The 25848-nt window shown below is 43.2% G+C and carries 20 protein-coding genes; 12 read left to right on the plus strand and 8 right to left on the minus strand.

What is annotated here, in order from left to right:
* Positions 1 to 151: 151 nt before the first annotated feature.
* The 6 genes from ushA to katB all read left to right on the plus strand — a co-directional run bounded on the left by ushA (position 152) and on the right by katB (position 7744).
* Entirely contained in the window at positions 152 to 1894 is a 1743-nt protein-coding gene (gene ushA, locus L2730_RS00500) for a bifunctional UDP-sugar hydrolase/5'-nucleotidase UshA (protein ID WP_248972792.1), read from the plus strand.
* 722 nt (positions 1895 to 2616) lie between these two features.
* The gene (locus L2730_RS00505) at positions 2617 to 3843 is read left to right on the plus strand and encodes a NupC/NupG family nucleoside CNT transporter (RefSeq protein ID WP_248972793.1); all 1227 of its coding nucleotides are present in this window, start codon (positions 2617 to 2619) and stop codon (positions 3841 to 3843) included.
* 88 nt (positions 3844 to 3931) lie between these two features.
* Positions 3932 to 4642 (plus strand): purine-nucleoside phosphorylase, encoded by a 711-nt coding sequence (deoD, locus tag L2730_RS00510; protein ID WP_248972794.1) that lies wholly within the window; start codon positions 3932 to 3934, stop codon positions 4640 to 4642.
* A 284-nt stretch (positions 4643 to 4926) separates the two neighbouring features.
* The gene (locus L2730_RS00515) at positions 4927 to 5364 is read left to right on the plus strand and encodes a PaaI family thioesterase (protein WP_248972795.1); all 438 of its coding nucleotides are present in this window, start codon (positions 4927 to 4929) and stop codon (positions 5362 to 5364) included.
* 110 nt (positions 5365 to 5474) lie between these two features.
* Complete coding sequence (locus L2730_RS00520; RefSeq protein WP_248972796.1) at positions 5475 to 5726, plus strand: YgjV family protein; 252 nt, start codon at positions 5475 to 5477, stop codon at positions 5724 to 5726.
* Between the two features lie 554 nt (positions 5727 to 6280).
* Positions 6281 to 7744, plus strand: a complete 1464-nt coding sequence (katB, locus tag L2730_RS00525; protein WP_248972797.1) for a catalase KatB — start codon at positions 6281 to 6283, stop codon at positions 7742 to 7744.
* A gap of 166 nt (positions 7745 to 7910) precedes the next feature.
* Here katB and L2730_RS00530 read toward each other — a convergent pair whose 3' ends face one another.
* The gene (locus L2730_RS00530) at positions 7911 to 8465 is read right to left on the minus strand and encodes a TMEM165/GDT1 family protein (protein WP_248972798.1); all 555 of its coding nucleotides are present in this window, start codon (positions 8463 to 8465) and stop codon (positions 7911 to 7913) included.
* Positions 8466 to 9132: 667 nt separating this feature from the next.
* Between L2730_RS00530 and L2730_RS00535 the strand changes: the two genes are divergently transcribed.
* The gene (locus L2730_RS00535) at positions 9133 to 10332 is read left to right on the plus strand and encodes an amino acid permease (RefSeq protein ID WP_248972799.1); all 1200 of its coding nucleotides are present in this window, start codon (positions 9133 to 9135) and stop codon (positions 10330 to 10332) included.
* Positions 10333 to 10524: 192 nt separating this feature from the next.
* Positions 10525 to 12684: a S46 family peptidase gene (locus tag L2730_RS00540; RefSeq protein ID WP_248972800.1), complete on the plus strand. Its 2160-nt coding sequence runs from the start codon at positions 10525 to 10527 to the stop codon at positions 12682 to 12684.
* A gap of 76 nt (positions 12685 to 12760) precedes the next feature.
* On the opposite strand, the gene L2730_RS00545 is transcribed toward L2730_RS00540, so the two are convergent.
* Positions 12761 to 13345, minus strand: a complete 585-nt coding sequence (locus L2730_RS00545) for a hypothetical protein (RefSeq protein ID WP_248972801.1) — start codon at positions 13343 to 13345, stop codon at positions 12761 to 12763.
* 761 nt (positions 13346 to 14106) lie between these two features.
* On the opposite strand from L2730_RS00545, the gene L2730_RS00550 reads away from it, so the two are divergent.
* Both L2730_RS00550 and L2730_RS00555 read left to right on the plus strand, forming a co-directional pair.
* Complete coding sequence (locus L2730_RS00550) at positions 14107 to 14391, plus strand: hypothetical protein (RefSeq protein WP_248972802.1); 285 nt, start codon at positions 14107 to 14109, stop codon at positions 14389 to 14391.
* 162 nt (positions 14392 to 14553) lie between these two features.
* Complete coding sequence (locus L2730_RS00555; RefSeq protein ID WP_248972803.1) at positions 14554 to 15270, plus strand: Crp/Fnr family transcriptional regulator; 717 nt, start codon at positions 14554 to 14556, stop codon at positions 15268 to 15270.
* A 41-nt stretch (positions 15271 to 15311) separates the two neighbouring features.
* Here the strand turns inward: L2730_RS00555 and L2730_RS00560 are convergent, their stop codons facing one another.
* The 6 genes from L2730_RS00560 to L2730_RS00585 all read right to left on the minus strand — a co-directional run bounded on the left by L2730_RS00560 (position 15312) and on the right by L2730_RS00585 (position 22984).
* A complete protein-coding gene (locus L2730_RS00560) occupies positions 15312 to 15656 on the minus strand; it encodes a hypothetical protein (RefSeq protein ID WP_248972804.1) in 345 nt (114 codons plus the stop codon).
* A gap of 294 nt (positions 15657 to 15950) precedes the next feature.
* A complete protein-coding gene (locus L2730_RS00565) occupies positions 15951 to 16673 on the minus strand; it encodes an RNA pseudouridine synthase (RefSeq protein WP_248972805.1) in 723 nt (240 codons plus the stop codon).
* An 8-nt stretch (positions 16674 to 16681) separates the two neighbouring features.
* Positions 16682 to 17392, minus strand: coding sequence for a DUF998 domain-containing protein (locus tag L2730_RS00570; RefSeq protein WP_248972806.1), 711 nt, complete (start codon positions 17390 to 17392; stop codon positions 16682 to 16684).
* A gap of 292 nt (positions 17393 to 17684) precedes the next feature.
* On the minus strand, positions 17685 to 18641 hold the full coding sequence (locus L2730_RS00575; RefSeq protein WP_248972807.1) for a hypothetical protein: 957 nt from the start codon (positions 18639 to 18641) through the stop codon (positions 17685 to 17687).
* A 353-nt stretch (positions 18642 to 18994) separates the two neighbouring features.
* Positions 18995 to 21283 carry a S9 family peptidase gene (locus L2730_RS00580; RefSeq protein WP_248972808.1) on the minus strand — a complete coding sequence of 763 codons (2289 nt, stop codon included), beginning with the start codon at positions 21281 to 21283 and terminating at the stop codon, positions 18995 to 18997.
* A 351-nt stretch (positions 21284 to 21634) separates the two neighbouring features.
* On the minus strand, positions 21635 to 22984 hold the full coding sequence (locus L2730_RS00585) for a Na+/H+ antiporter NhaC family protein (protein WP_248972809.1): 1350 nt from the start codon (positions 22982 to 22984) through the stop codon (positions 21635 to 21637).
* Positions 22985 to 23675: 691 nt separating this feature from the next.
* Here L2730_RS00585 and L2730_RS00590 point away from each other — a divergent pair.
* Together L2730_RS00590 and L2730_RS00595 are read left to right on the plus strand one after the other, a co-directional pair.
* Positions 23676 to 24200, plus strand: a complete 525-nt coding sequence (locus L2730_RS00590) for a DUF3087 domain-containing protein (RefSeq protein ID WP_248972810.1) — start codon at positions 23676 to 23678, stop codon at positions 24198 to 24200.
* Positions 24201 to 24421: 221 nt separating this feature from the next.
* Positions 24422 to 25699 carry an O-acetylhomoserine aminocarboxypropyltransferase/cysteine synthase family protein gene (locus L2730_RS00595; RefSeq protein WP_248972811.1) on the plus strand — a complete coding sequence of 426 codons (1278 nt, stop codon included), beginning with the start codon at positions 24422 to 24424 and terminating at the stop codon, positions 25697 to 25699.
* The last annotated feature ends 149 nt before the right edge of the window (positions 25700 to 25848 follow it).

Below are 25848 nucleotides of genomic sequence, written 5' to 3' on the forward strand. Positions count from 1 at the left end.
AAAAAGCAGCACCGGGATCGCTCTGGGTGCTGCTTTTTTTAACTGTACAGCCGTTGCCTTATATCTCACCTTGGCGCCTTAGCCTCATGGTGGGAAAGCTAATCACTAAAGCGAGTGGTAACGTTTATCTGTTTAATATTGAAGGGTTATTATGAATACTTCACTCCATCCTTCTCGCCTGCTTCTAACTGGTTCTTCTATCGCTCTGGCGTTGGTATTGAGCAGCTGTGGTAAGGAAAAGGTAGAAGAAGCGCCTAAAGCACCCAAGGTGACGGCATCTGCCGCCTGTATTGCTGCGGGTGATGATTGCAAGCGCTTCACTCTGTTGCATACTAATGATCATCACGGCCGTTTTTGGCATAGTAAAAATGGTGGCTATGGCATGGCTGCGCGGAAAACTATCCTTGATGAGATCCGCAAAGAGGTGGTTGCGCAGGGAGGCCAGGTGTTACTGCTCTCCGGTGGCGACATCAATACAGGTGTTCCAGAGTCAGATCTGCAAGACGCCGAACCTGATTTTATCGGCATGAATCACCTTGGTTATGACGCAATGGCCGTGGGTAACCATGAGTTTGATAACCCATCAACTGTGATGGACAAGCAGAGAAGTTGGTCAAAATTTCCTTGGTTATCGGCTAACATCTATCATCAAGTCGATGGTGAATGGCAACGCTACTTTGAGCCCTACAAGGTGTTTGAGGTGCAAGGCTTGAAGTTAGCCGTGGTTGGTCTGACTACCGAGCATACAGCTGAGATAGGCAACCCAGAGTTCGTTGCGGATTTTAAGTTCACGTCAGCTCAAGCTGAAGCGAAAGAGACTTTGGCAGAGCTTGAGCAGAAGCATAAGCCTGATTTGGTGTTTGGTCTCACCCATATGGGCCACTATGAAAATGGCAGGCATGGTAGTAACGCTCCCGGTGATGTTGCTTTGGCTCGTAGCTTAGAGCCGGGTCAGATCCAGGCAATCATTGGCGGTCACTCACAACTGCCTGTGTGTATGGAAGGTGACACGGGTGAATACGTAGAAAAGTATGCTCGAGATGAGCCGTGTAAGCCCGATCGTCAAAATGGCACTTGGATAATGCAAGCCTACGAGTGGGGCAAATTTATAGGCCGTGCAGACTTTGAATACTACGGTGACGAGCTCCACCTAGCAAATTACGAGCTGGTTCCTGTAAACACTGAAAGTAAGTATGGTTTCATGCTGCATTCTTCGATGCTAACCCCCAAGGATCCAGAAACTGTTGAGCTGCTGCGTCCCTATCAGCGCAAGGGGCAGGTACAGCTGAGGGAAGAGATTGGTGTCGCAAAGGCAGATTTCATCGGTAAGCGTAAGGTGGTTCGTTACCAAGCGACGCCTCTAGGGATAATGATAGCCCACGCTCAAACTCAGCTCCCTGTGCCAGCGGACTTCGGTATCATGAATTCTGGCGGTATTCGTGCCAGCATTAAAAAAGGGCCTATTCGCTATCGTGATGTACTTAAGGTGCAGCCTTTTTCTAACAGTGTGACTGTGACTGAGATGAATGGCGCCGAACTGAAACAGTACTTATCTAAGGTGGCGCTTAAAACTCGAGGTTCAGGAGGCTTTGCTCATTTTAGCGGCATCAAGATGACGGTTGACTGTAAAGCGAAAGATGTCGACATCAAGATGGTTGGTGACAAGCCCTTCAAGCTAACGGATAACTATCGATTTACCCTCCCCAGCTACAACGCTGCGGGTGGGAACAAGTATCCCAAGTTGAAAGAAAAGGCTAGAGACACCGGCTTTATTGATGCTGACATGCTTTATCAATTCATCAAAAAACATGACTCGCTTGATCCCATTGACTACGACACCGTGAAAGATGTCCGTTATATCAACTCTCGAAATTCTGATGGTTGCGGCGGCTAAGCTTATTATTCAGTGGAGTTAATCAGCTGCCAGCTTGGAGCATAACCCTGTGAACATCGCTCTGAGTTATCCAGTAGTTGTTGAGCGACCTAAGAGAGATGATGCTGTTCATTGTTCGCTAAGTTTGTGAATTCTGTCATTACTTGGTTTACGTCGTTGCAGCGGATAACGTTGCCTGCTTTATAAGTAGATAAAAGCAAATCGATTTATACGTTAAAAGCCACTTCCACCATAGGAGGTGGCTTTTTCATTTCCGCTTAATAAATGGTTGTTAAGGTAATTAAGTGGCCATAAAGTTCAGTCAAATAACTAGCCTGATTAACCTCAACCACTAATGATGAAATTGTTAAATTGCCAATTATTCGCTATTTAGTGCTCAATGTTCTATCAGTGACTAAATATCTATGTTAATTAATTACAGTTACGTAGTATTTAGATCTTTAAATAGCTCTATTAACGTCATTACTCTGTAAAAAATACAAAGTTACTTTCTATAAAATCTGTTGTGAAGTCGTAGGTAGTTGTTGGCTTTATTGGCTTTTATGTGATTTTTTTGTCAGTACTTTTTTGTAAAAAGTTTAACTTTTACCGTGTTCAGCATGGTTGTCTACTCAAAGCTTTGAAACCTCAAGTTTATTCTGTAAATTCAGCTTGGATCTCTTGCAGCTAAGTGCATCCTGTATACACTGCACCCATATCAATATTTATGTGGTTAAAAATGTATGGAAGTTTTCATCAGTTTATTCGGTATGCTCTGTTTGATAGGGCTTGCAGTAGCACTTTCAGAAAATCGCAAAGCTATTAATCTACGTACGGTGCTCGGTGCGCTGGCATTTCAGGTCGCCTTTGGCGCATTTGTGATGTACCTCCCTATGGGGCAATCCATGTTAGATGGTGCTTCAAGTGGAGTCATGCACGTTATCAACTATGCTAACGAAGGTTTAAAGTTCCTATTTGGTGGGTTAGCCACTTTTAGCCTAGGATTTATCTTCGTGATTAACGTGTTATGCGTAGTGGTATTTATCAGCTCTCTTATTGCAGTGCTGTATTACTTAGGCATTATGCAGCTGATTATTGGTGTGATTGGTGGCGGTTTATCAAAGTTACTTGGCACTAGCCGCGCGGAGTCACTCTCCGCGACCGCAAATATCTTCGTTGGACCCATTGAAGCGCCATCAATGGTGCGGCCGTTCGTTAAGCATATGACACGCTCAGAGTTATTTGCAGTCATGACAGGCGGGTTGGCATCTGTGGCTGGCGGCACCATGATTGGCTACATTCAGATGGGTGTGGACGTTAAATATGTTTTGACTGCCGCCTTTATGACGGCTCCTGCTGGACTTCTATTTGCTAAATTAATGTGGCCGGAAACAGAAAAACCAGTAAATGACATTAAGAAAGTCCTTGATGAGCAAACTGATAAGCCTGCCAACGTGATTGATGCAGCTGCTGGTGGCGCAGCGATGGGATTGCAGCAAGTACTCAGTGTATCAGCGTTATTGCTTGCTTTTGTTGGTCTTATCGCACTTGTGAATGGTTTTATTGGCGGTATTGGCGGCTGGTTTGGCTTCGAGGAGCTAACCATGCAAGCGATATTGGGCTACATTCTTGCGCCACTTGCGTGGGTGATGGGCGTGCCTTGGAGTGAAGCGGTTCAGGCTGCATCATTCATCGGTCAAAAGATGGTGATAAACGAATTCGTCGCCTATATAGATTTTCTAAAAGTCCAAGACCAACTGTCTGAGAAAACACAGATTATTATCAGTTTTGCCTTATGTGGCTTTGCCAATATAGGTTCGCTTGCGATGGTGATGGGCGGTTTAGCGGCGCTTTGTCCTGAGCGTAGACATGATTTAAGTGAGCTCGGCATGAAGGCACTCATTGGCGCGGCACTGGCAAACTTAATGAGCGGCACAATCGCAGGTTTGCTATTTAGCATCGCGGGATAATTTAAAACAGAGATTGTAAACCTAACTAGGATTTTGGTGTGCTTGCTGAGGGGTCAACAAGCACCTAATTGATACAAAAGGAAAGACTATGACACCACATATTAATGCCGAAGCTGGCGCATTTGCTAAAACCGTACTTATGCCAGGCGATCCATTGCGCGCTAAGTACATAGCTGACAACTTTCTAGATAATGCCGTGCTAGTAACTGATGTACGTAACATGCTGGGCTATACCGGTGAGTACAAAGGCAAACGTATTTCAGTGATGGGCTCAGGAATGGGGATCCCATCGATCTCTATCTATGCCAAAGAGTTGATTACAGAATATGGCGTCGAGAACATTATTCGTATTGGTTCATGTGGCGCTGTCAGCGACAAAATTAAGCTAATGGATGTGGTAATGGCAATGGGCGCAAGCACAGACTCTGCCGTTAACAGAACTCGCTTTGCTAATACCGATTTTGCCATGATTGCCGATTTCAACTTGCTAAAACGTGCAACTGACTCAGCAGAAAAGCTAGGCGCTAACTACCATGTCGGTAACCTTTATTCATCGGATCTATTCTATAGCAGTGATGAACAGCGTTACGACTTGATGGAGAAGTACGGCATCTTGGGCGTCGAGATGGAAGCTGCAGGTCTTTATGGAGTAGCGACTGAATTTGGCGCTAATGCATTAGCGATGATGACGGTAACGGATCATCTGCGACAGGGTTTACATTTAACTGCCAAAGAGCGCCAGCAAACATTGAATGAGATGATTAAGCTGACCCTTGATGCAGTAGAAGAGTTACTTTAATAGCGCTTTACTTTTTGAGCTTAATAGAGACTTAAGCCAAGACCTGTAAAGTGTAGTCATATAACTCTTTACCCTATGGCGTGCGATTAGGCACACAAGTTGAACGTGAAAACGTGACAGCACCTAATATTAAGCCTAATCGCGCGCCAATCCTTCCTCTTTGACTACTTTTTAATTAGCGACTCGAATCGTTAAAAAAGCCTAGATCCACTCATCTTACCTGTTTAAACAATTTGGCTTACGCAGTAAACTGTCGACAATAACTACAACAATGGATGTAAAAGATGTCGATTTGGTTTAGACCGGTAAGCTTAGATACATGTGCCAAGATGGATTCAGGGATGCATGGCAAAGGCACATTAATGCAAACAATGGGGATCACCATCTCAGAGATTGGTGATGACTATATGAAGGCAACTATGCCGGCATCTCCTGCTGTGCATAACCCCCTAGGCATTGTGCATGGGGGCGCAAACGTCGCTCTGGCAGAAACCGTAGCCAGTTATGCGGCTAATTTCGCAGTCGATTTCGAGCAGTATTACTGCGTCGGACAAGAGATCAATGCTAATCATCTAAAAGCATCGCGCAATGGCACATTAACGGCGACTGCAAAACCTATACACCTTGGAAAGCGTAGCTCTGTGTGGGAAGTATTAATCCACAATAGTGCTGGTGAGTTATGTTGCATATCTAGAATGACTGCTGCTGTAGTAAAACGCTAATAAGCAATAAGCTCACTAAAGAATATTTAATTACGCAATGAGGTTGTTGCATTGGCAATCTATTGCTCATACTCAGTATATGGTTTTTTAGGATAAAGGTTGGAGCAAAAATGGATAGCGCAACAATATGGGAATGGGTCGGGTATTTAGCCTCTGTGGTGGTTGCCATATCGCTGATGATGTCAAATATCAAAAAGCTACGCTGGTGGAACCTGATTGGAGCTGCACTGTTTGTGGCCTATGGCTTAGCCATTGATGCCATTCCTGTTGCATTGGTGAATTTCTTCATTGTACTTATCGATATTTACTATTTAGTTAAACTCTATAAAGCCGATCCTCAAGAGCAGGACACTGGTTCCTAAGTGTTTATAAAGCTTTGCTAACAATGGATGTTGGTTACTCATTAATGCTCTATGGCCACTAGGCCACGGAAAAGGAGGCGATATAAGTCGGCCTCCTTTAATTTTATCTTCTCTATAATACTCACAAGCTTAAACCTCTTAACCTCAATAATGGCCTAACTCTTACGGCTGAACACTAGTACACATTTTCAGTTAAGTATCAGTTCACCTTTTGAGGTTAATATTTTACTTGCTTGATTTAATGTAAGTCTTTTTATTTTTCTACTGATGCATTCTGTTGGGGGGAGTTAGATTTTCGGTGATTCTCACTATTAATCGTATCGCGAGCTAAGCAACGTTATCAAAAGATAAGAGTGTTAATCTGTATTTGTGTTTAGCGTTATCGCTTTTAATCGCTTTATTGATTTTTGGTTGGCGACTACTATTAATCCATCGACAAGAGGTCAATATCACCGCAATACGATACCGTACTGCACAGAGGAGATAAATCATGGCCACCATTTTTGATTTAATCGAAACTTGGCTTGAGTCTAGCCAAGATTGAGGAGTAATTTATGAGTCAGCACAACCGAGTACTAACTGCACAGAATGGCGTACCAATTAGCGACGACCAAAACTCACTATCCGCAGGTGAACGCGGACCATTGTTACTTCAAGATTGGCATTTAATTGAAAAGTTGGCGCACTTCAATCGCGAACGTATCCCGGAGCGTATTGTGCACGCCAAAGGCACAGGTGTTTACGGTACGTTTACCCTGACAAAAGATTTAAGTGACTTCACACTGGCAGAACATTTCAACGGTGTAGGCAAGCAAACTGAGACTTTTGTGCGCTTCTCTACCGTTGGTGGTGAGATGGGCAGCGCCGATGCTGAGCGAGATCCCCGTGGATTTGGTCTACGTTTTTATACCGAGCGCGGTAATCACGATATTGTCGGTAATAACACTCCGACCTTCTTCCTGCGTGATGGTATTAAGTTTCCGGACTTTATCCATACTCAAAAGCGTAACCCGCAAACCAACTTAAAAGATCCACATGCAATGTGGGATTTCTGGGCACTTAACCCTGAAGCACTACACCAAGTGACGATTCTAATGTCAGATCGTGGTATTCCTGCTAATTATCGTCAAATGCATGGATTCGGTTCGCACACTTTCTCTTTTTGGAATGCCAAAGGTGAGCGCTTCTGGGTTAAGTTCCATTTCAAAACCCAGCAAGGTATTGCAAATTTAACGGCCGAACAGGCAGATATTTTGAAAGGTATCGATCCTGATTCATCGCAGCGTGACATGGTGGCGGCGATTAATGATGGCAACTTCCCTAAGTGGAGCGTTAAAGTTCAGATCATGCCTGAAGCTGAAGCCAATACTTATAAGATCAATCCATTCGATCTCACCAAAGTATGGCCACACGGCGACTACCCACTGATTGAGATTGGTGAGCTAGAGCTTAATCGTATGCCTGAAAACTACTTTGCAGAGGTCGAGCAAGTCGCATTGGCGCCAAGTAACCTAGTACCTGGTGTGGGCGCATCGCCTGACAAGATGCTGCAGGCGCGGTTATTTGCCTATGCAGATGCGCAGCGCTATCGTATTGGCGCTAACTATAATCAACTGCCTGTAAACTGCCCCCATGCAACCACGGCAAATCATCACCAACGTGGCGGCGCAATGGCCGGAACTCAGTGCCCATTCTCCGGTAGCCAAACGGGTGGTGATGCGAGTCGTAACTATGGTCCTAACAGCCATGATGGTTTGCAAGAGCAAGCACACTTTGCTGAGCCACCTCTGCGTTTAGACGGTGAAGCTGACCGCTACAGTCGTTACAACCAAGATGACTTTAGCCAAGCAGGTGATTTGTACCGCTTGTTACCAGAAGAAGAGAAGGCTAGATTAATTACAAATATTGTTGGCACTTTGAGCATAGTGAGTGAAGCCACTCAAGCTAAAATGGTTGAACACTTTAGCGCGGCTGATAGCGACTACGGCCAGCGCGTGAAGCAAGCGTTGGGCTTATAGACTTAGCATAAACCGAGAAGGCTAAGATGGCTCTGAGCCGAAGGGCTAATACGGTAAAGACAGAAGAGCTGAACAAAAAAGCAAAGGCCTGTGGGGCATGACTCCACAGGCCTTTTTACTCGTATCTAAATCATTTCGGCATGATCTGGCTCAGCTAGAACCGATGCTAAAACATCAAAGTCACCACACCTAACAAAGCAAAAAGTACTGCACAGCCTCGATGGATCCAGTGCATGGGTAGTTTCTCTGCACTGAAGTGCCCTGCAATCACCACGGGGACGTTGGCGATTAACATACCCAGCGTTGTCCCCATCACTACCATTGCTAATGCATCGTATTTGGCTGAAAGCACGACGGTAGCTATCTGTGTCTTATCGCCCATTTCAGCAATGAAAAATAGTATAAAGGTTGCTAAGAAAGGTCCCATTGAATAAAAACGGCTCTCCTCTTCATCGACTTTATCTGGCACAAGCACCCAAAGTGCAATGGCAAAGAATGACCCTGCGACTAAGTAGCGACCAATCTCGGGACTGATATAACCGATAGCCCACTGACCAAGCCAAGCTGCGGCAAAGTGGTTGGCGAGTGTTGACAGAAAAATACCCAGAATAATGGCTGTTTTGTTTTTAAATCTGGCGGCGAGAATGAGCGCTAATAACTGTGTTTTATCACCAATTTCGGCAATAGCAACGGTAAAGGTTGAGGCGAGAAGAGCTTCCAATGGTATTCCTATATTAGGGAGGCAAAAATCCAAGCACAATACACCCCTCCCTAAAATGAGTGGCATTGTGCTCAGGTCTTGCTGGGTCGATGGCAATCAAAATGACACCGACTGTAAGTACCATGGCGTATGGCCAATTATGTTGATACTTACTCAACCAATGTAAAGCGAATACATTGATTGATAGCTACTCCCCTGAAGCAGAGCTGAGCATTATAGTGATAATGCAGCTAAGTTCAATGCTAAAAAGGCTGTCGATGCCTCATTTTTGAACTAAAACAGTGAAACGTAAACTAAGTGTTACTAAGGCTTTACAGCCTTATTGTCGATAAGTATTAAGTTGATTTTATGCTATGCAGATGGCTTGCCGAGGCGGTGAGTAGCTGTTAATGTCGCTAACAGTCATTTTTTAGAGAAAGAGTCGTAATGAAACAATCTTATCGATATTGCCCGCGATTTACCAAGCCTCAGTGGCGAAGTTGATAAGGTGAATATCCGTATTATTTAACTAAGCCGTTGGGGCCAATTGGAATCGTAAGGTCGATGGTGACCAGATTCGATTGGGGGCTGTTAATAGTATTGTTAACTTGCGAAAATATCTCTCCCTCAAAGTCGTTCTAAATCTGACCTACCAAAAATAAATTATAAAATCTAACAGGACAATTTTGTGAATTCAAAAATACTTGGCTCTATCGCCATTGTAGCTGGAACAGCAATTGGTGGTGGTATGTTGGCATTGCCACTTGCTACCGCATCACTCGGTACTATCCCTGCACTACTTTTACTGGTTGTGATTTGGGGCGTATCTATCTACACCTCTTTATTGATGCTTGAAATTAACCTGCGTGCAGGTGTTGGCCTAAACGTGCATGCGATTACCGGTAAAACACTAGGTAAGGTGGGGCAACTTATTCAAGGTGGCTCATTTTTAAGCTTGCTATTCGCATTAACCATGGTCTATCTGATGGGCGGCTCGTCGCTGCTTGAATCTAAGATGGAACTGGTCGGTATGAAGATGGACAACCAGCTCGCGGTACTGTTGTTTACTGCTATTTTTGGTGGTTTTATTGCAGTCGGTGTACGTTGGATTGATAAAGTATCCCGGGTGCTATTTACTTCGATGATTGCACTATTGGTTATTGTTGTAGCCTATCTGCTACCAGAAGTGGATATGAATCTGCTGATGAACAACTCAACCGCAGGCATCGTTGCAGGTAGTGATTTAACTAATCTATGGTTAGCCGCTATTCCTATTGTGTTTACCTCTTTCGGCTTCCATGTCTGTATCGCGACTATTGTGCGTTACTTAGATGGCGACGCCATCTCACTACGTAAGGTACTTATTATTGGTTCAACCATTCCGTTGGTGTGTTATATCCTATGGCTAATGGTGACGCTTGGTACATTAGGCGGTAAGACTGTTTATGGCTTTGAAGGCTCATTACCGCTATTGGTAACAGCACTGCAGGGCGTGGCTGACTCTGCTATTTTGCAGCAGTTTATTGATCTGTTTGCAAACCTTGCATTGGTCACGTCGTTCCTCGGTGTGACCATGAGTTTGTTTGATTACGTGGCTGAGCTTACTCGTGCTAAAGACAACGCCTTAGGCCGTGCGCAAACTTGGTTATTGACCTTTATACCGCCACTTTTATGTGCGCTTTACTACCCTGATGGTTTTTTCCAAGTACTCGGTTTCGCGGCGATTCCACTGGTTGTGATGATTATCTTCTTGCCAATTGCTATGGCTCTTGGCCAGCGTAAGCAAAACTTGGGCGGCTATCAAGTGAGTGGCGGTAGCGCTGCACTCAGTGTTGCTGGTGTGTTGGGCGCAGGCATTATTGCCGCGCAGTTGTGGGTTGCTCTATAGATAAAGTAGCAATGCAACGTTAGCTTTACAGATGATACAACTGGAGTCTGTTTATTAGCTAACATCTTGTGATAAAGTCGAGCAACAATATAAATATTGAGCTCGGCTTTTTTTATATCTAAAACTGACCAAAGTTGTATATGGCAGTTAGCAGAAAATAATAATCCTAAAAATAAAAATGGACTTAACAACATGAAAAAATGGCTTTTGACAGCTGCGGCAATGGCGACCTCTTTTGGAGCTACTGCTGATGAAGGTATGTGGCAGCCTTATCAGTTACCTGCAATGGCAGACGAACTGAAGGTAAAAGGGTTAGAGATCGATGTTAACTCGATTTCAAAACTAACCGAATTTCCAATGAATGCCGTGATCAGCCTTGGCGGCTGTACAGCGTCATTTGTTTCACCAAAAGGCCTAGTGGTAACAAACCATCATTGTGCTTATGGTTCAATTCAGTACAACTCAACGCCAGAGAAAAATTTACTTAAAGATGGCTTTTTAGCTAAAAGCTTTGCTGAAGAGTTGCCTGCTACGCCGGGTTCTCGTATCTATGTTACCGAAGCCGTCACTAATGTGACCGACGATGTGAAGTCAGGCCAAATGAGCAAAGTGGGTAACGACTTCTATAAAGGCATAGAGCAAAAAGAAAAAGCGCTAGTAGCTGAGTGTGAAAAAGAAGATGGCTACCGCTGTCAGGTTTACAGTTTCCATGGTGGTCTTGAGTATTACTTAGTCAAGCAAATGGAAATTCGTGACGTACGCTTAACGTACAACCCTGCCGCGAGTGTGGGAAAATATGGTGGTGATATCGATAACTGGATGTGGCCACGTCATACTGGCGATTACTCTTTTTATCGTGCCTATGTCGGCAAAGATGGTAAGCCAGCTGATTTCAGCAAAGACAACGTGCCTTACGAGCCAAAAAGCTTTTTAAAAGTATCAGCTAAAGGCGTTAGTGATGGCGATTTTGTCATGGTAGCGGGTTACCCTGGCCGTACGAATCGTTACCGCACCGCGAATGAAGTCGAAAACCAGTTTGAGTGGGCTTATCCAGAGGGTAAAGTTCTCCGTGAGCGCATTATTGAGATTATCAAAGAAACTGCACCAGAGGGCAGCGATGAGCGCATTAAGTATGAAAGCGCGATTGCCGGTCTAGCTAACTACGCTAAAAACTTCACCTCGATGATTGAGTTCTACGGTAAATCAACCATGCTTGATGACCGTAAAGGACTGGAGCAGGACTTAGCGAATTGGATTAAAGCCGACAAGAAACGCCAAGCTAAATACGGCGAAGTATTGGCACAATTGGACAAGCTAATTGCTAAAGGTCAACAAGGTCAAGAACGTGATTTGCTGCTGGGCTATATGGGTTACAGCACTATGATGAGCACAGCTAATCGTTTGTATCGCTTAGCGAATGAAAAAACGTTACCAGATATGCAGCGTGAACCAGGTTATCAAGACCGTGATATGACTCGCTTTACCTCTGGTATGGAGCGTATTGAGCGCCGTTATGCTGCTAGTGTTGATAAAGCAATACTTGCCGATCTAATTAGCCGTTATGCCGCACTACCAAAAGATCAGCGCTTACCTGCGTTTGATAAAGCCTTTGGTATTGGTAACAAGTTCGATATGGCTAAGTTTAATAAAACGCTAGATAAGATGTATGCCAACACTAAACTGTCAGATAAAGACACGCGTTTGGCATGGATGGATAAGTCAGTTGCTGACTTTAAAAAGTCTAAAGATCCATTCATTCAATATGCAGTCGCGACATATGCAGAGCGTATGCAACGCGAGCAGGCTGAAAAGCAGTTGGCGGGTGATTTAATGAAAGTACGTCCACAATATATGGACGCCATCATTGCTTATAACCAAGAGCAAGGAAAGCCAGTGTATGCTGATGCAAACTCTAGCCTACGAGTCACAGTGGGCAATGTGAAAGGCTACTCACCTGAAGATGGTCTGCAAGCAGTGCCATTTACTCGTCTTGAAGGTATCCTAGCAAAAGACACTGGTGTTGACCCATTCGATGCGCCTAAGAAGCAACTTGAGCTAATCGCTAACAAGCAGTACGGCGATTACTATGTTAAGTCGCTAGATTCTGTACCCGTTAACTTCCTATCGACGCTGGACACTACAGGTGGTAACTCAGGTTCACCAACCTTGAATGGCCGTGCTGAGTTAGTCGGTCTGCTATTTGACGGTGTATACGAGAGTATCATTGGTGATTGGGGTTACGATCCTGATACTAACCGTTCAATTCAAGTTGATAGCCGTTATATGCTTTGGGTGATGAAGTACTTAGATCATGCAGATAACTTGCTTGAAGAGATGGAAATTGTGCACTAATCATATTGATTATGATTAATTAGCCTTTTGATGCGAAAGCCGAAACATGAAAGTGTTTCGGCTTTTTTGTTTGAATCTAGCTTTCGTTATTTTGACTACATTTCACTAGAGAGTTTTGAAGCTCATTTATTGATTGTATGAGGTTAGTGATTCTTGTTTCTAAGTCATAAAATGCGTTGTTTAGTTCTTGGTTGGAACCTGATGTATATGACCAACATGTAATTGAGATATTTGAGGAGGCTTCTTCGTACTTGAGAAGTTTATCTTTTAACTCTGGAGTATAAATATGGATAAGCATATTAAGGCGCATTTGATTTTCGGATTTTTCCGATAGACTCTTTTTAATACTTTCTATTTGTTCAATAATTTCTGCTTCAGATAACCCTTTTCTTTGATTCGGTTCAATTTCAGTTTTATATAATTCGGAATGAAATTGCCGTAATTCAAATAAGAGGTTAAACATTGGCCCGAGGTTACTGAGTTTTTCTTTTCTACCGCTAACACGTCGTTCATGTTGATGCTGCATATCTAATTGCTCAAAGCGGGCTCTCATTTCAGTTTTTGCCCTTCCATGAAGAAAAATCTGTATCAGTATTACTCCGATAAAAGCAAGTAGCCCAACAGCTAACTGAGCGGCGGGCCCGAATAATTTATGAATCATCAGGAATTCAATAATGTACATATTCTGAGTGTTTATTGGATGTTGTGAACAGTACACTAAAGTGAAATCTTAATTTTATCAATGACTAAAAATACGAACTTACGCCCGAGGAAAGTCGTGGCGCTTCGCCCACACCCGAGCCAAGGGGGAAAGCGCTTGCCCCCCTTAGCGAACCCTCAGCGCCCCGGCGAAATTTAAAAAGCGAAATTTCCAACGGGGGAGATTAGCTTCTGCGAGCTAAGCTTTTTACCTTTACTCCAGTGCTAACTGAGAGCGCCGTTAATTTTTAGCGTAAAGCTGAAAACTCAAATGCAGCAAGTTCGCGCTTTTTTAACTCAGTGTAGATACGGCTGTGACCTTCCATGACATGGATGTCATGGCGAGCTTCCATGGACGGACTTGCTGCGCGTCACGGTCGTATCTGCACATGCGCCGACCGCAGGTCATTGGAACCACTTTTGCTTGATGATTCCTGATAGATAAAAAGATACTTTGAAAGCATGGAAGGCGGTGAGCTTATATGGCTAAACTTTTAGCGGGCCTCGGATTTATCTGCTCATGCTCATGCGCTAGCCGCAGGCCATTGGAACCAATGGTGCCGAGCGGCATAATACCAGACAAAATAAACCGTAATCGCTATAGGTTTGTCCGATAGCGGACATTCATTTAATGGAGAAAACCGTACTCTGTGCGGTATCTAAAATACGCTCAGCTGCGCAGCCTAGCCCGTAGCTGATTGTTAAGTCTTAACAGGTGAAAGAGTGAAACGGTTTTTAATCCTAATACTGAGCATACTGGCATTTAATAGTGCAGCCAGTTTTGATGAAAAAGTAGCGGCTTCATTTGCAGCTAAATACGAGGTTTGTGCACTCAAATTGAAAGATACTCAGGGCTATAAGCTCAAAGCGCTGGGGCTGAAAATTAAGGCTGATGAAATTGGTCGAGATAAAATTAGTGCTGATTACATCAAAGCTTTTGTCAAAGAGAAAAATAAAGCATGGTTGTTGCCGCTACATAAATGCAAAAAGTTTGCTGATAGGCTGTAGCTTACAGCTGGTCTGAAACGATAAATCAACATTGAGGCTATTATTGGCCTGACCGTTCACTGTGGGCGGTTTTCTTATATCTAGTACCTGCATCCTGCTTGTCTCTATATGCCATAATAGGGTGAGTAATTCATTGGCAACTCATCTTTTTAAGGTATTAATTTGATTGACTCTACGCTGCTAAAGGCACTCCACTGGAATACAGAACTTTCAGCGGGTTTGACTGAAAAGTTGTTATCGATTGCCCAGCTTAAAACGCAATTGAAAGCGAGTGAGATGGACGGTGCGACGATTGCGCATCAAGGCGCCAGCTTTGTCGTACAGGGCACCGTAGCAATTTGCTTGCAAACCCCGAACCTTAAAACCGTCAACAATATCGTGATGGGCAAAGGGGATTGGTTTGGCAACTATGACAGCCGTAACTCGTCTTATACGCCATTTTTTATTACCGGAATTGATGAGGTAACTCTTATCCATTTCAGTAATTTCGATCTACACCGTCTTGCTCAAGAGAATATTGAGATCTATAAGTGGTTTCATTCGTTGTCGCTGGAGTCTAAAACTAAGTGGCTGCAGTCGCAATTGATGATGAGTGAGAATAAGTTAAAGCGGGTAGTGTATTTACTTTTGGAGCTTGCAGCTCATATTCCTTTACTACGTGGTGAGACACCTAAAGTGTCGATATCTCAACAGCAAATCAGCCAAATAACCGGTATTGCTCGTCAGCGAGTTAATGAAGTTATTAAACAGCTGGAAAAAGAGCAGTTATTACAAATTAAACGCAGTTGCATTTACCTAGTTGATTTAACGGGACTTGGGCGTAAGCTCGATAACGTGGATTTGAGTTTACGCGATCCGAGATTGATGATTAATCAATGAATTGTAAAGCCACGAACTAAAAGGTGGCTATACAGGAATCATTATTCTTGATGATTTGTGAGTAGTTGAGTCGTGTTTGAATAAGCTGCTTGATCTAGGATATCGAAAACAATATCATTAACTGATCTAGCCGAATTTCGCAGCTGTTCACATTGTGCATAAACAAAATTGAGTAATGAAATGTCAAGCTTTGGCATATCACCATTATGCTCCTGCCAGCTGTAGATGCTACTGCGTATTTTCCATTCGGGATTATTTGCGAGGTTGCTTGTTATATCTTGTTTTAGGTCTTGACAGTAGTAGGTTTCATGCCCTGTAGGACTATCAGCTATTGTTGGTTGTGATATAAACAGCAGAGCAAGTGCTAGTAAGTTTTTAAGCATCATATCTCTCCCGCATAATAATAGGCTTTCTCTGTGGAAACCCATTTAAATCAGTATTGTTGCTATGTCTTTCTAGCTCCTTGAAAGGTATTTCATGATGTGAGTCCTTCATCATGCTAAATCTTGAAAATATCATTCTTTTCTCTACTCGCTAAACGCATTTACTCTATTGCACTTGAGTATGCTCATGCACAATATTTAAGACCGCGGTAGTATGCCATTTTAGATGATAAAGCTCTGTCCTGTAGTGGACACTTTTAGGGTTCTAGTTTGAAGTTGCCAGCATTTTGGATAAGGTTAGGAAGTTGCTAATGAAAGTTGTAACTTTGCCAGCTCAACAGGGCTTAAAGGGCGCATCTCTCCTTCGGCTAAGTGTGCTAACGTTAAAGCTTGAATCGATACTCTTTTAAGGTCAATAACTTTGTAACCAAGCGCTTGAGACATACGGCGAATTTGTCGGTTCAGCCCTTGGGTTAAGGTGATTTCATACTTATCTGTCCCTAAACGACTAATCACACATGGCAACGTAGTGACATCCTTATAACTCACGCCCGCAGCCATATTTGCCAAAAACAGTTCATCAAACGGCCGGTCAACTTGCACATGGTAAGTCTTGCTGTGGCCAAAATTTGGGTGCATTAATTGATGGGTAAGTTCACCATCATTGGTGAGTATAAGTAAACCGTGTGAGTCTTTATCGAGCCGACCTACAGGGTAGAGTCGAGGCGATTTGGGCAACAGGTGCAGCAGGCTATTGGGTAGTTCGGCTAACAAGCGACTATCGGTGCCTACTGCCTTATTAAATATCCAGTATTCTTTAGCCTCAACGGTTTGGATTAACTCACCATTGACAACAATTTTCTCTAGGCAGTCTTGGCCGTCAGGCGTATCGATTAGGGTGACGCTATCGACATGGTTGGCGAGGCGATCATTGAACATGACTCGCCCATCACGGATTAAACGGGTTGCGGCGCGTCGCGAACAGCATCCTGTGATAGCGAGGTACTTTGCGAGTCTCATGGTAAGCGTTATTGCTCCCCAGCAAGGTAGCGCTGTGATAGTTCTAGATAGTTCTTTATCGCGATTCTTCTCACTGTCCAGGCAAAGGACAAGCACCAAAGCAGAACGATATTGGTTTGTAGCCACATAGTGATAGCGACCCAGCATGGAGCGTTTTCTGGGTGTTCACAGGGGCTAAAGTCGAGGGTATTCCAATCGAGTTGTACCACTAATGCTGTTGCAGCAATAAAACCCAGAATACTTAAGGTGAAAATGGGTCCTTTGCAGATAGTATGTTGACTGAATCTGTCGGTTATACATAAAAAATACATCAATACAGTGCCGAGCAAAAAGCAGGTCGATACTAAGCGATGCATCTCTAGATAGTTGATGGGAAACACGCCCATCAGTAACACACACATGCCGACCCAACCACCGACGAATGAAAGATAATGACTAAAAAAGCCTTGTTTTAGCAGGTATAAGCCGAACATCGCCAGCATGATACAGATCCCTGTGATCATTAACGCGATATTAAATACAAAGGCAAATTTAGCGTTATTATAGTCACCTAAAAAATCAGAACGACGATTGAAAACAGTATCACCGATAACTTGGTATTCGGCCCAAACTGAGATGGAAACACCCGTAGCGGCGATGAGTGCACCAAAGAAAATAGTCAGTACGACTAACCGGTGCAGATCATACTGCATCGATTGATACTTTATTCTATCTTCCATCAAGTTCTCCATTTATTACGAGTGGCTAGTATATACCCAAGCTACTTGAAAGTGCAGGTTGTGTTGAGGAGATCGACTCTAGGCAACAATTTGCAGTTTAACATTACGCTTGCATGAAGAAATAGCGTCACTACTGCAGTGTGGAGACGCCAAGTGTTGAACTCGCTTATAACCTGCCTGAAGATCTTACTTTGTACAAGAATTTGATTTCTTTCGGCAACTCTCTACAAAAGAGTTGGTTTGGAAAACGTTAGGGGCTTGATCGTGACTAAGATACAAAAATGTATGATTTTCAGCATAGAACCAAGGCAGAGATCCCAGCAAAGTTTTTGTAACCATGATCGAGCATGCACTCAGTAGTGTAAAAACAGCGCTTTCGAATACTGTCAGATAGTTGCTGATGTACTTTTTTAGGATCGATATCTAGGTGATTTATATGGTACCGAATTCTGTGAAAAAATATGACCCGAGAGCGAAGCGAAAGTTTCGATGTTTTATTACAGGATTGAAGGCCTCGATAAAAGAAGGAAAGTGTCCTGCGTTTCCTTATTTTCAGAAAGAAGCTAGCTGGATCAATCTGTTGTTGTCGATATTGTAAAATTGTAGATTTTAATATACCCAACTGCAGCAAAGCGCGTGGTATACGATGACCAACACCGGGTAGCCGAAAGCGAACTCTGCAACTTTGGAAACGCTTCATATGCATTGAGTCAGGTTTATAGAGTGGATCATAAATAATGGTTAATGGGATGTCACAGTCTGCAGAGTCTGGAGATGCATTAAGATACTGAGCTGCTTCTCTAACTTTTGGATCCCAAGAGGCAATAGATATATCGTAAGTGCTAATAGGCATCAGCAGCAAGGCACGATCTAGGCGTAAATTCTTAGAAAACATCGATGTGGCAAAGCCGCCTCGACTGACACCATAACCGATGCGTTCGCAGAAACAATCCAAATGTTTGCCCAGTTTTTTGGTAAATATTACAAGCTCATTGGAAGTGAAATAGTTGCCTTTGCCTATATGGTTAAATGAAATGACATTCATCCGTCGTTTTGCAAAGAAATCATATCCCCAAGGTGCTTTATTTTCAATCAAATCTGAATCAGAGAATGCTTCACTACCAGGTGGGAAGGTGATCATCAGTGGTTGAGCAGCATCAAATATATGATATTGAATAACAACATCGTCAACCTGCAAGCGAACAGTTTGGTTGAATAATAGCAATGTTAGTTGCTCCTGAATCAGCACTAGGCTCTTTTGAAATAGAGTTGAGCATATTTGTAATTAGGCTAATTTTACTGAAAGCTAATATATCGAGAAGTCATTACCTCTTTTAATGTGATCTACCTTCAATTAAAAAATTAAAGCGTTAAAATCAATGGGTAATTGTATGTTTCTTGGTGGTGTACTTGTTGTTGGCTGGTTTGTTAGCTGTGCTTTATGTTACTTTGCTGTGTGTTTTTTGGGCGGTTTATGACAGTAACAATTAATTGGTTCAGTATCATTAGTTTGTTCGTAGAGGCCATAGGGCTGTTAAAAAAGGGCAAATGAGGGTTAACAGCCTCTTTTGCCCTTGAGAAGAGTTTACTTGCTATGATGGGTTAGTTTTGCTCAAACTGATACTCTTTGACTGGCTTAGCACCGAGCAAGTGTTCGACAAAATAGTCCCAGCGTTTACGTACAAAGTAATCGCTATCATTAAGGAAATGATCGCGGTTTGGATAGATCATCAAGTCAAAATCCTTATTGGCTTTGATGAGTTTATCCACCAACTGCATAGTTGCAGCAGGGTTAACGTTTTCGTCTAACTCACCATGGGCCAGTAACAGCTTACCTTTAAGCTTAGCTATGCTATCCATGTTTAGATTGGTTTGCTCATCCCAGTGTTTTGCCACCGGGTAGCCTAGCCAAATCTCGTTCCAGCCGGTTTTATCAACTCTAAAGTCATGGTTGCCTGATGCCGCTACGCCTACCTTAAAGAAGTCAGCATGCCTAAACATCGCTTGAGCAGTGTCGTAACCTCCAGCTGAAAAACCGTAAATACCGACTCGGCTAACATCTAAGTAGCTGTGCTTTCTAGCAAGATCTTTGATGGCTTGGACGTGGTCATCGACACCAGCGGCTAAATTCTCGTAAGCAACTAAATGGAAATCTCTATTTCGCTTGCTGGTGCCACGTCCATCCATTTTAATAACCACAAATCCAAGTTCAGCAAGGGATTGTGCTTGTTGGAAATAGCTCCAAAAAGATTTGGGTGTGAAAAAGTTATGTGGTCCAGTATAGGTCGCATCAATTACCGGATATTGTTTGCTTGCATCAAAGTTGCTGGGTTTATACATTAAGCCATAGAGTTTAGTTTTGTTGTCATTGGCGAGCACTTCAAAGGGTTCTGGTGCACGCCAACCAATGGCCATCAGTTCACTGACGTCAGGATTGCCAACGGTCATCACCACTTTGCCGTCGATTGTGCTACGCACTTTAGTTGTCGGCACTGATTGTACAGTAGAAGATATGTCGACAAAATAACTGAAATCAGGCGCAATGCGAGCGCTGTGCTCTAGTGCTTCAGGAGTAAGTAATTGATGGCCTGTTCCGTCTAAATTTACTTTATAAAGGTGGCGCAGGTAAGGGTCGCGATCATCAAATCCACCTGATGCTTCGTAATATAGTGTGCGGGTTTTCTTATCCAATGCGCGGTAAGTTCTGACAAAACAGTCACACTGGGTGATTTTGTTTTTGAGCTTTCCGCTTGCTAAATCATACAAGTAATACTGTTGCTTACCAGAGCGTTGGCTTGGCCAAATGACCTCATTTGTCTCCGGTAGCACCCAAGCATCTTGTGCCCACGGATCAAGGAATTTATCGGATTTTTCTTCAACAATGAGTCTTACCTGATGGTTTTCAGGGTTGTACTCATGAAAGCTTATGCGTTTTTTGGCTCTGGCTTGCTCGAAGAAATAGAAACGATTGTTGTCTTCCCACCAGCCCCACAGCGGACCACCGTAATAGGTTTGCTGCAACTCTGGTGCAACGACTTTGGTGACTTCCTTACTAGCTACATCAACGGAGTAGATATCACCTGTTGGTAGGTGTTCATCACCCGCGAGTGGGTAATAGTAACTATAAAGTTTTGGTCGTAGGCCTTCGTTATGACTTGACTGAATAAGGTGTAACTTGCCGACCTTTTCGCGATTCATTCTGTGGGTCAGAACTGTTTTACTATCTGGTGCCCAGTAGACACTAAGTCGCTGTTTAACCTTAGCAGGATCTTTATTGATATAGGCTTTTGGGTTCTGGTTTTGTACTGCATAAGGGTAACCTTCAGTGCCATCAAAAGTGAGTTGACTGATACTGTTGCTGCGATTATCAGTCAAAAATAGATTCCAATCTTTAACACCTAACGCATAGTTACCATCTGGAGATGAATAGCTTGCTTGTGACGGAGTGTCAGCCTTATCAGGTTTATCACAAACACTGGTGAGTAGGCTGCATTGATAGTCCTGCTTACCATATCGCATGCTCAGCTGGTTATTATCGACGTCTATTGCGTTAATCTTCAAATAGAAGTTAGTGCTCTCATCATGCTTTACGCTCGTTTTTAGCTGTTGATGATCAAACAATAGCGATACTTTGGCCGTGGCAGGTTCAACTTTGTAATAAGTATTATTGCCTTCGGGATCGACCTCACTGAACCAGAAATTGCTACTGTTATTTATCCAGTTAGGCTCAACCGCTAGGTTGCGGATCTTCTTACGTACATTTTTTGGTAAAAAACTCTCTGCACGTTGGTAATCTGCAATAGAAATGCTGGGCGTTTCAGGGGCCGTTGGTGTCGCGCTGCATGCTGCAAGCATTGCAGATGCGAGCACCATCGCTAACTTTCTTATCATTTTATACTCCGTAACTTAATCTTAAACAGTCGAAATAAAGTCTACAAAGAGTACGAGGATACACTTAATGGATAATGTATACACTTATTGTTACCGAAATGAACACTCTGAAAATAGAGCAAAATAAACGCAATGAGGTTATTAGCAGTAATTCCTAAGGGCTTAACAACCCAGTGACGGTGGCTTATGTTATGTATAGGTTTACAAGCTATAGAAAATGCTGCTGAATATTTTAATGTGAAGTATTGCGTTTGGAGATGGCGTTGAAAGAGCTAGATGACTGTTTGTTCTTTGGGGGATAAACAATGAGCAGCGTATTAACGATGCTCATTTTTTATCAATAAAACTTAGTTAAGCACGTTTACGAAATACCACAATCAGCACGGCAACAACCGCCAATATCATGCAGTACCAAGCGTGAGTAACCACTTCTAATGGTGATAAGCTGAAGGTTGATGCAACCAATAGTGCTTGTGCGCCGTATGGGATTAGGCCTTGGATAATACATGAGAATATATCCAAAATACTGGCCGCACGTTTTGGCGTTACGCCATGTTTTTGCGCTAAATCTTTAGCAATATCGCCAGTCACTACAATCGATACTGTGTTGTTAGCAACACAAGTATTGGTTGCTGCCACAATACCTGCCATGCCGAGTTCTGATGCGCGGCACGAAGCTTCGCCTTTGGCTTTAGAGAAACGTGCTATTAGCTTTTCTATCTGCTTACTCACAAAGGCGAGTCCGCCTTGTTGTTGCATCAGTGCAGCTAAACCACCGACTAACATAGACAGAATGAAAATCTCCTGCATGTTGCCAAAACCAGCGTAAATATCTTGTCCGAACTGAATGACACCGTAGTCCATCGTTAACAGTCCAGTAATCCCCGCTAATAAGATACCCACTGTAAGCACAACAAATACGTTCAGACCCGCAACCGCTAAGAATAGAATCGTTAAATAAGGGATGACTTTAATGAAGTCAATCTCTTGAGCTGCAACGTCAGCCTGCCCTTGGCCAACTAAGGTAAAGATAATCAAGGTGATAATAGATGCCGGGACAGCAAAGATAAGGTTTTCTTTAAACTTATCTTTCATTTCACAGCCCTGAGTTCGAGTCGCAGCAATGGTGGTGTCTGAAATAATAGAGAGGTTGTCACCGAAAAGTGCACCAGAGATAACCGCGCCCGCCATGATGGCCAAGTCGATTTGTGCTTCGTTTGCTACGCCTAGTGCGATAGGCGCCACTGCGGCGATAGTGCCCATTGAGGTACCCATTGCAGTTGCAATAAATGCCGCAATCACAAAGAAACCTGGCAGCAATAAGCTAGAAGGTACTAACGATAAACCTAATGCTACAGTAGCATCCACACCGCCAGTCGCTTTTGCCACGGCCGCAAATGCACCTGCAAGCAGATAGATCATACACATTGCAATGATATTAGAATGACCAATACCAGCTAAAAATGTCTCAATTGATTGATTTAGTTTTTGCTTCGAGATTAATATCGCAAAAATAATCGCTGGCAGAATAGCAACGACACTCGGTAGTTGGTAAAAAGCAAAGTCGACACCTTGGCTTTGAAAGTAAACTCCAGCACCAATAAACAGTGTTAGAAAAAGAAAAAGCGGAGTTAGCGCTAGAAACGATGGCGCTGTTGCGTCATTTGTTTGAGCTTTTGGGGCATTGCTGGAATTTGTCAATGTTATCTCTCTTATATTAAATCAGTCATCGAACCACTGTTCCCATCGCCCTCCTAGCTGGAACAAACTGTGGGTTAAATGAATAAACTCACAGAATGGTACATCTCAATAGTTGAGAGGATATGAGATCAAGAGCCGCCTGTCAATTTAGACGTCTAGATGTTTTTACTGCCAAAGTGAACGTTAGGTAAAAGTTGTGACATAAGTAGGATTAACTGCTACTTATTTTAGCAAGAACTTAACTTGCCAACATTGTGGGGTAAATACAAATGTTTTACCGAGACAAGGTGGATTTTGGAATATTATCCCCATCCGACCTGAAAATGCAGGATTCAGTGGGAGTTTAATGGGCTTTAGTCACAGGTTCATTGCTCCATGCTGAACCTAAGCACCAACATCCATGTAGACGAGGCATTGATTGCAGCTAATGGTCGCTCCCTTGGTACAATCAATAACACAGAGTAACGCCCATGCTTTTTATATAAGAAACGCCCATCGAAGAAGCGGTTGTGCAAGCCCACTTCGTTGTTGCGGCAACTTAACAGGGAATAACCATTTCCACGTTAACGCGCCTAGAATTGAACTAGCACAACACCGCTGAAACGAGCATTTTCAAGTGAGACGGGTATTAACTGGTAGCTAAGATGCTAGAATAGCAGCTCTTCTATCTGCTTAATCTTGAGAGCCACTAATGCAAATAATGCACGTTGATAAACAGTCATATCGAAAAAATACTAATATTGTTATCGCGACATTTGTTGCAAGTTTGGCAATATTGGCGCTAGTGTTTGGAACATTACTTATTCAGTTTTTTGGCACAGTAATAGTGCCTGATGATGGTTCGACAGGTAACTTTCATTTGAATGTATTAGGTGTCATTTTGTCTTTAGCTGTTTGCAGTGCGGTGTTAAATAGTCAGAAGAATAAACCTTATATGCGTGAGGTTTACTACGTTTGGCGCTTAAAGCAGTTACATAACCAGATCTATCGTAAATTAGCCAAAATTAAACTGGCAGCTGAAAACAATGATACCAATGCATTTATTATTTTGAGTTTTTACTTTGCTAGCCTAAAGCAGGTTTATAGTTTAGATAACAACACGTTAACCATTTCGACTGTCGAGAAAGATCTCAATCAGTTAAATGAAAAGATAGCATCGCTTGGTTTAACTATTTCTGCAGAACAGTTTGAGCCAGAACTGTTAGAGAAAATCTAGTACTGATAATGTGGTTGCTGTGTGAGCTAGCAATAGCTAGCTCACAGGTAGACTGTAGTGCGTTATTTTCAGGCAAGTATGGTTACAGTAACTTGTGGCTAATACGCTCCACTCAGCAGACTGATAGCATCAGCTTAACTCAAAATAAAAAAACGTTTAGACTTCCAGATGGCTGGATGATATGTTCATATTTCATTCAAATGGAATAGGAATTAGCTGGTATGAAACTCGAATCTTTAGCATTGCACCATGGTTACGAATCGGAAGCGACCACTAAGGCGGCCGCAGTGCCTATCTATCAAACCACCTCTTATACCTTTGACGATACCCAACACGGAGCGGATCTATTCGATCTTAAGGTGCCGGGTAATATCTATACTCGGATCATGAACCCCACTACCGATGTGCTTGAGCAGCGCATTGCGGCCATAGAGGGGGGAATTGCTGCATTAGCATTAGCATCGGGTATGGCGGCAATCACTTACGCAATCCAAGCGCTCACTGAAGTCGGTGACAATATTGTCAGTACCAGTCAGCTATATGGAGGCACTTACAATCTATTTGCCCATACACTGCCAAGACAGGGAGTGGATGTACGTATGGCTGCTTTCGATGATTTTGAGCAATTAGATGCACTGATAGATGACAAAACTAAAGCACTTTTTTGTGAATCTATTGGTAATCCAGCCGGCAATATTGTTGATCTACAGCGCTTGGCTGAGATCGCTCATAAGCATGGCGTTCCGCTAATTGTCGATAATACCGTAGCAACCCCAGTGTTGTGTAAGCCGTTTGAACATGGCGCAGATATCGTGATTCACTCACTAACCAAATATATAGGCGGTCATGGTACGACTATCGGTGGAGCGATTGTTGATAGTGGTAATTTTGATTGGGCTGCGCAGCCTAAACGCTTTGCACTACTCAATGAGCCTGATGCTTCCTACCACGGGGTGGTCTATACCCAAGCTTTCGGCCCTGCGGCATTTATTGGCCGTTGCCGCGTGGTTCCTTTAAGAAACACTGGTGCTGCACTCGCACCACAAAGTGCATTCTTATTACTGCAAGGCCTAGAAACTTTAGCGCTAAGAATGGAGCGCCATTGTGAAAATGCGCTGGCTTTAGCGCAGTATTTAGAGGCCCACCCAAAAGTGAGCTGGGTCAATTACGCGGCACTGCCAAATAGCCCTTTTCATGACAATTGCCACAAAATTACTGGCGGTAAGGCTTCTGGTATTATTAGTTTTGGTATTAAAGCTGCTGACGGCAAAGTGGCTGGCGGCCAGTTTATTGATGGGTTAAAAATGATCTTGAGGCTCGTCAATATCGGTGATGCTAAATCACTCGCATGCCATCCGGCTTCAACAACCCATAGGCAGTTAGATGCCGCCGAGCTTGCCAAGGCGGGGGTATCGGAAGACTTAGTGCGGATCTCTGTGGGCATTGAGCATATCGACGATATTATTGCCGATGTGGCGCAGGCTTTAGAGCAAGCTTGATAGCTTGCTCACATTTCAGTTAAAAGGTTAGCTTGCGGGCTAACCTTGTCTGTCTGTCCGCAGAACATTCGTTAGCTAGTTGGGATAACTAGTAAAATGGTAAATACCCAGTGCTTTGGTGTTATCGCAGTATATTGGTAGATATTTAT

This window comes from Shewanella kaireitica, from assembly GCF_023284045.1.
GTDB lineage: Bacteria > Pseudomonadota > Gammaproteobacteria > Enterobacterales > Shewanellaceae > Shewanella > Shewanella kaireitica.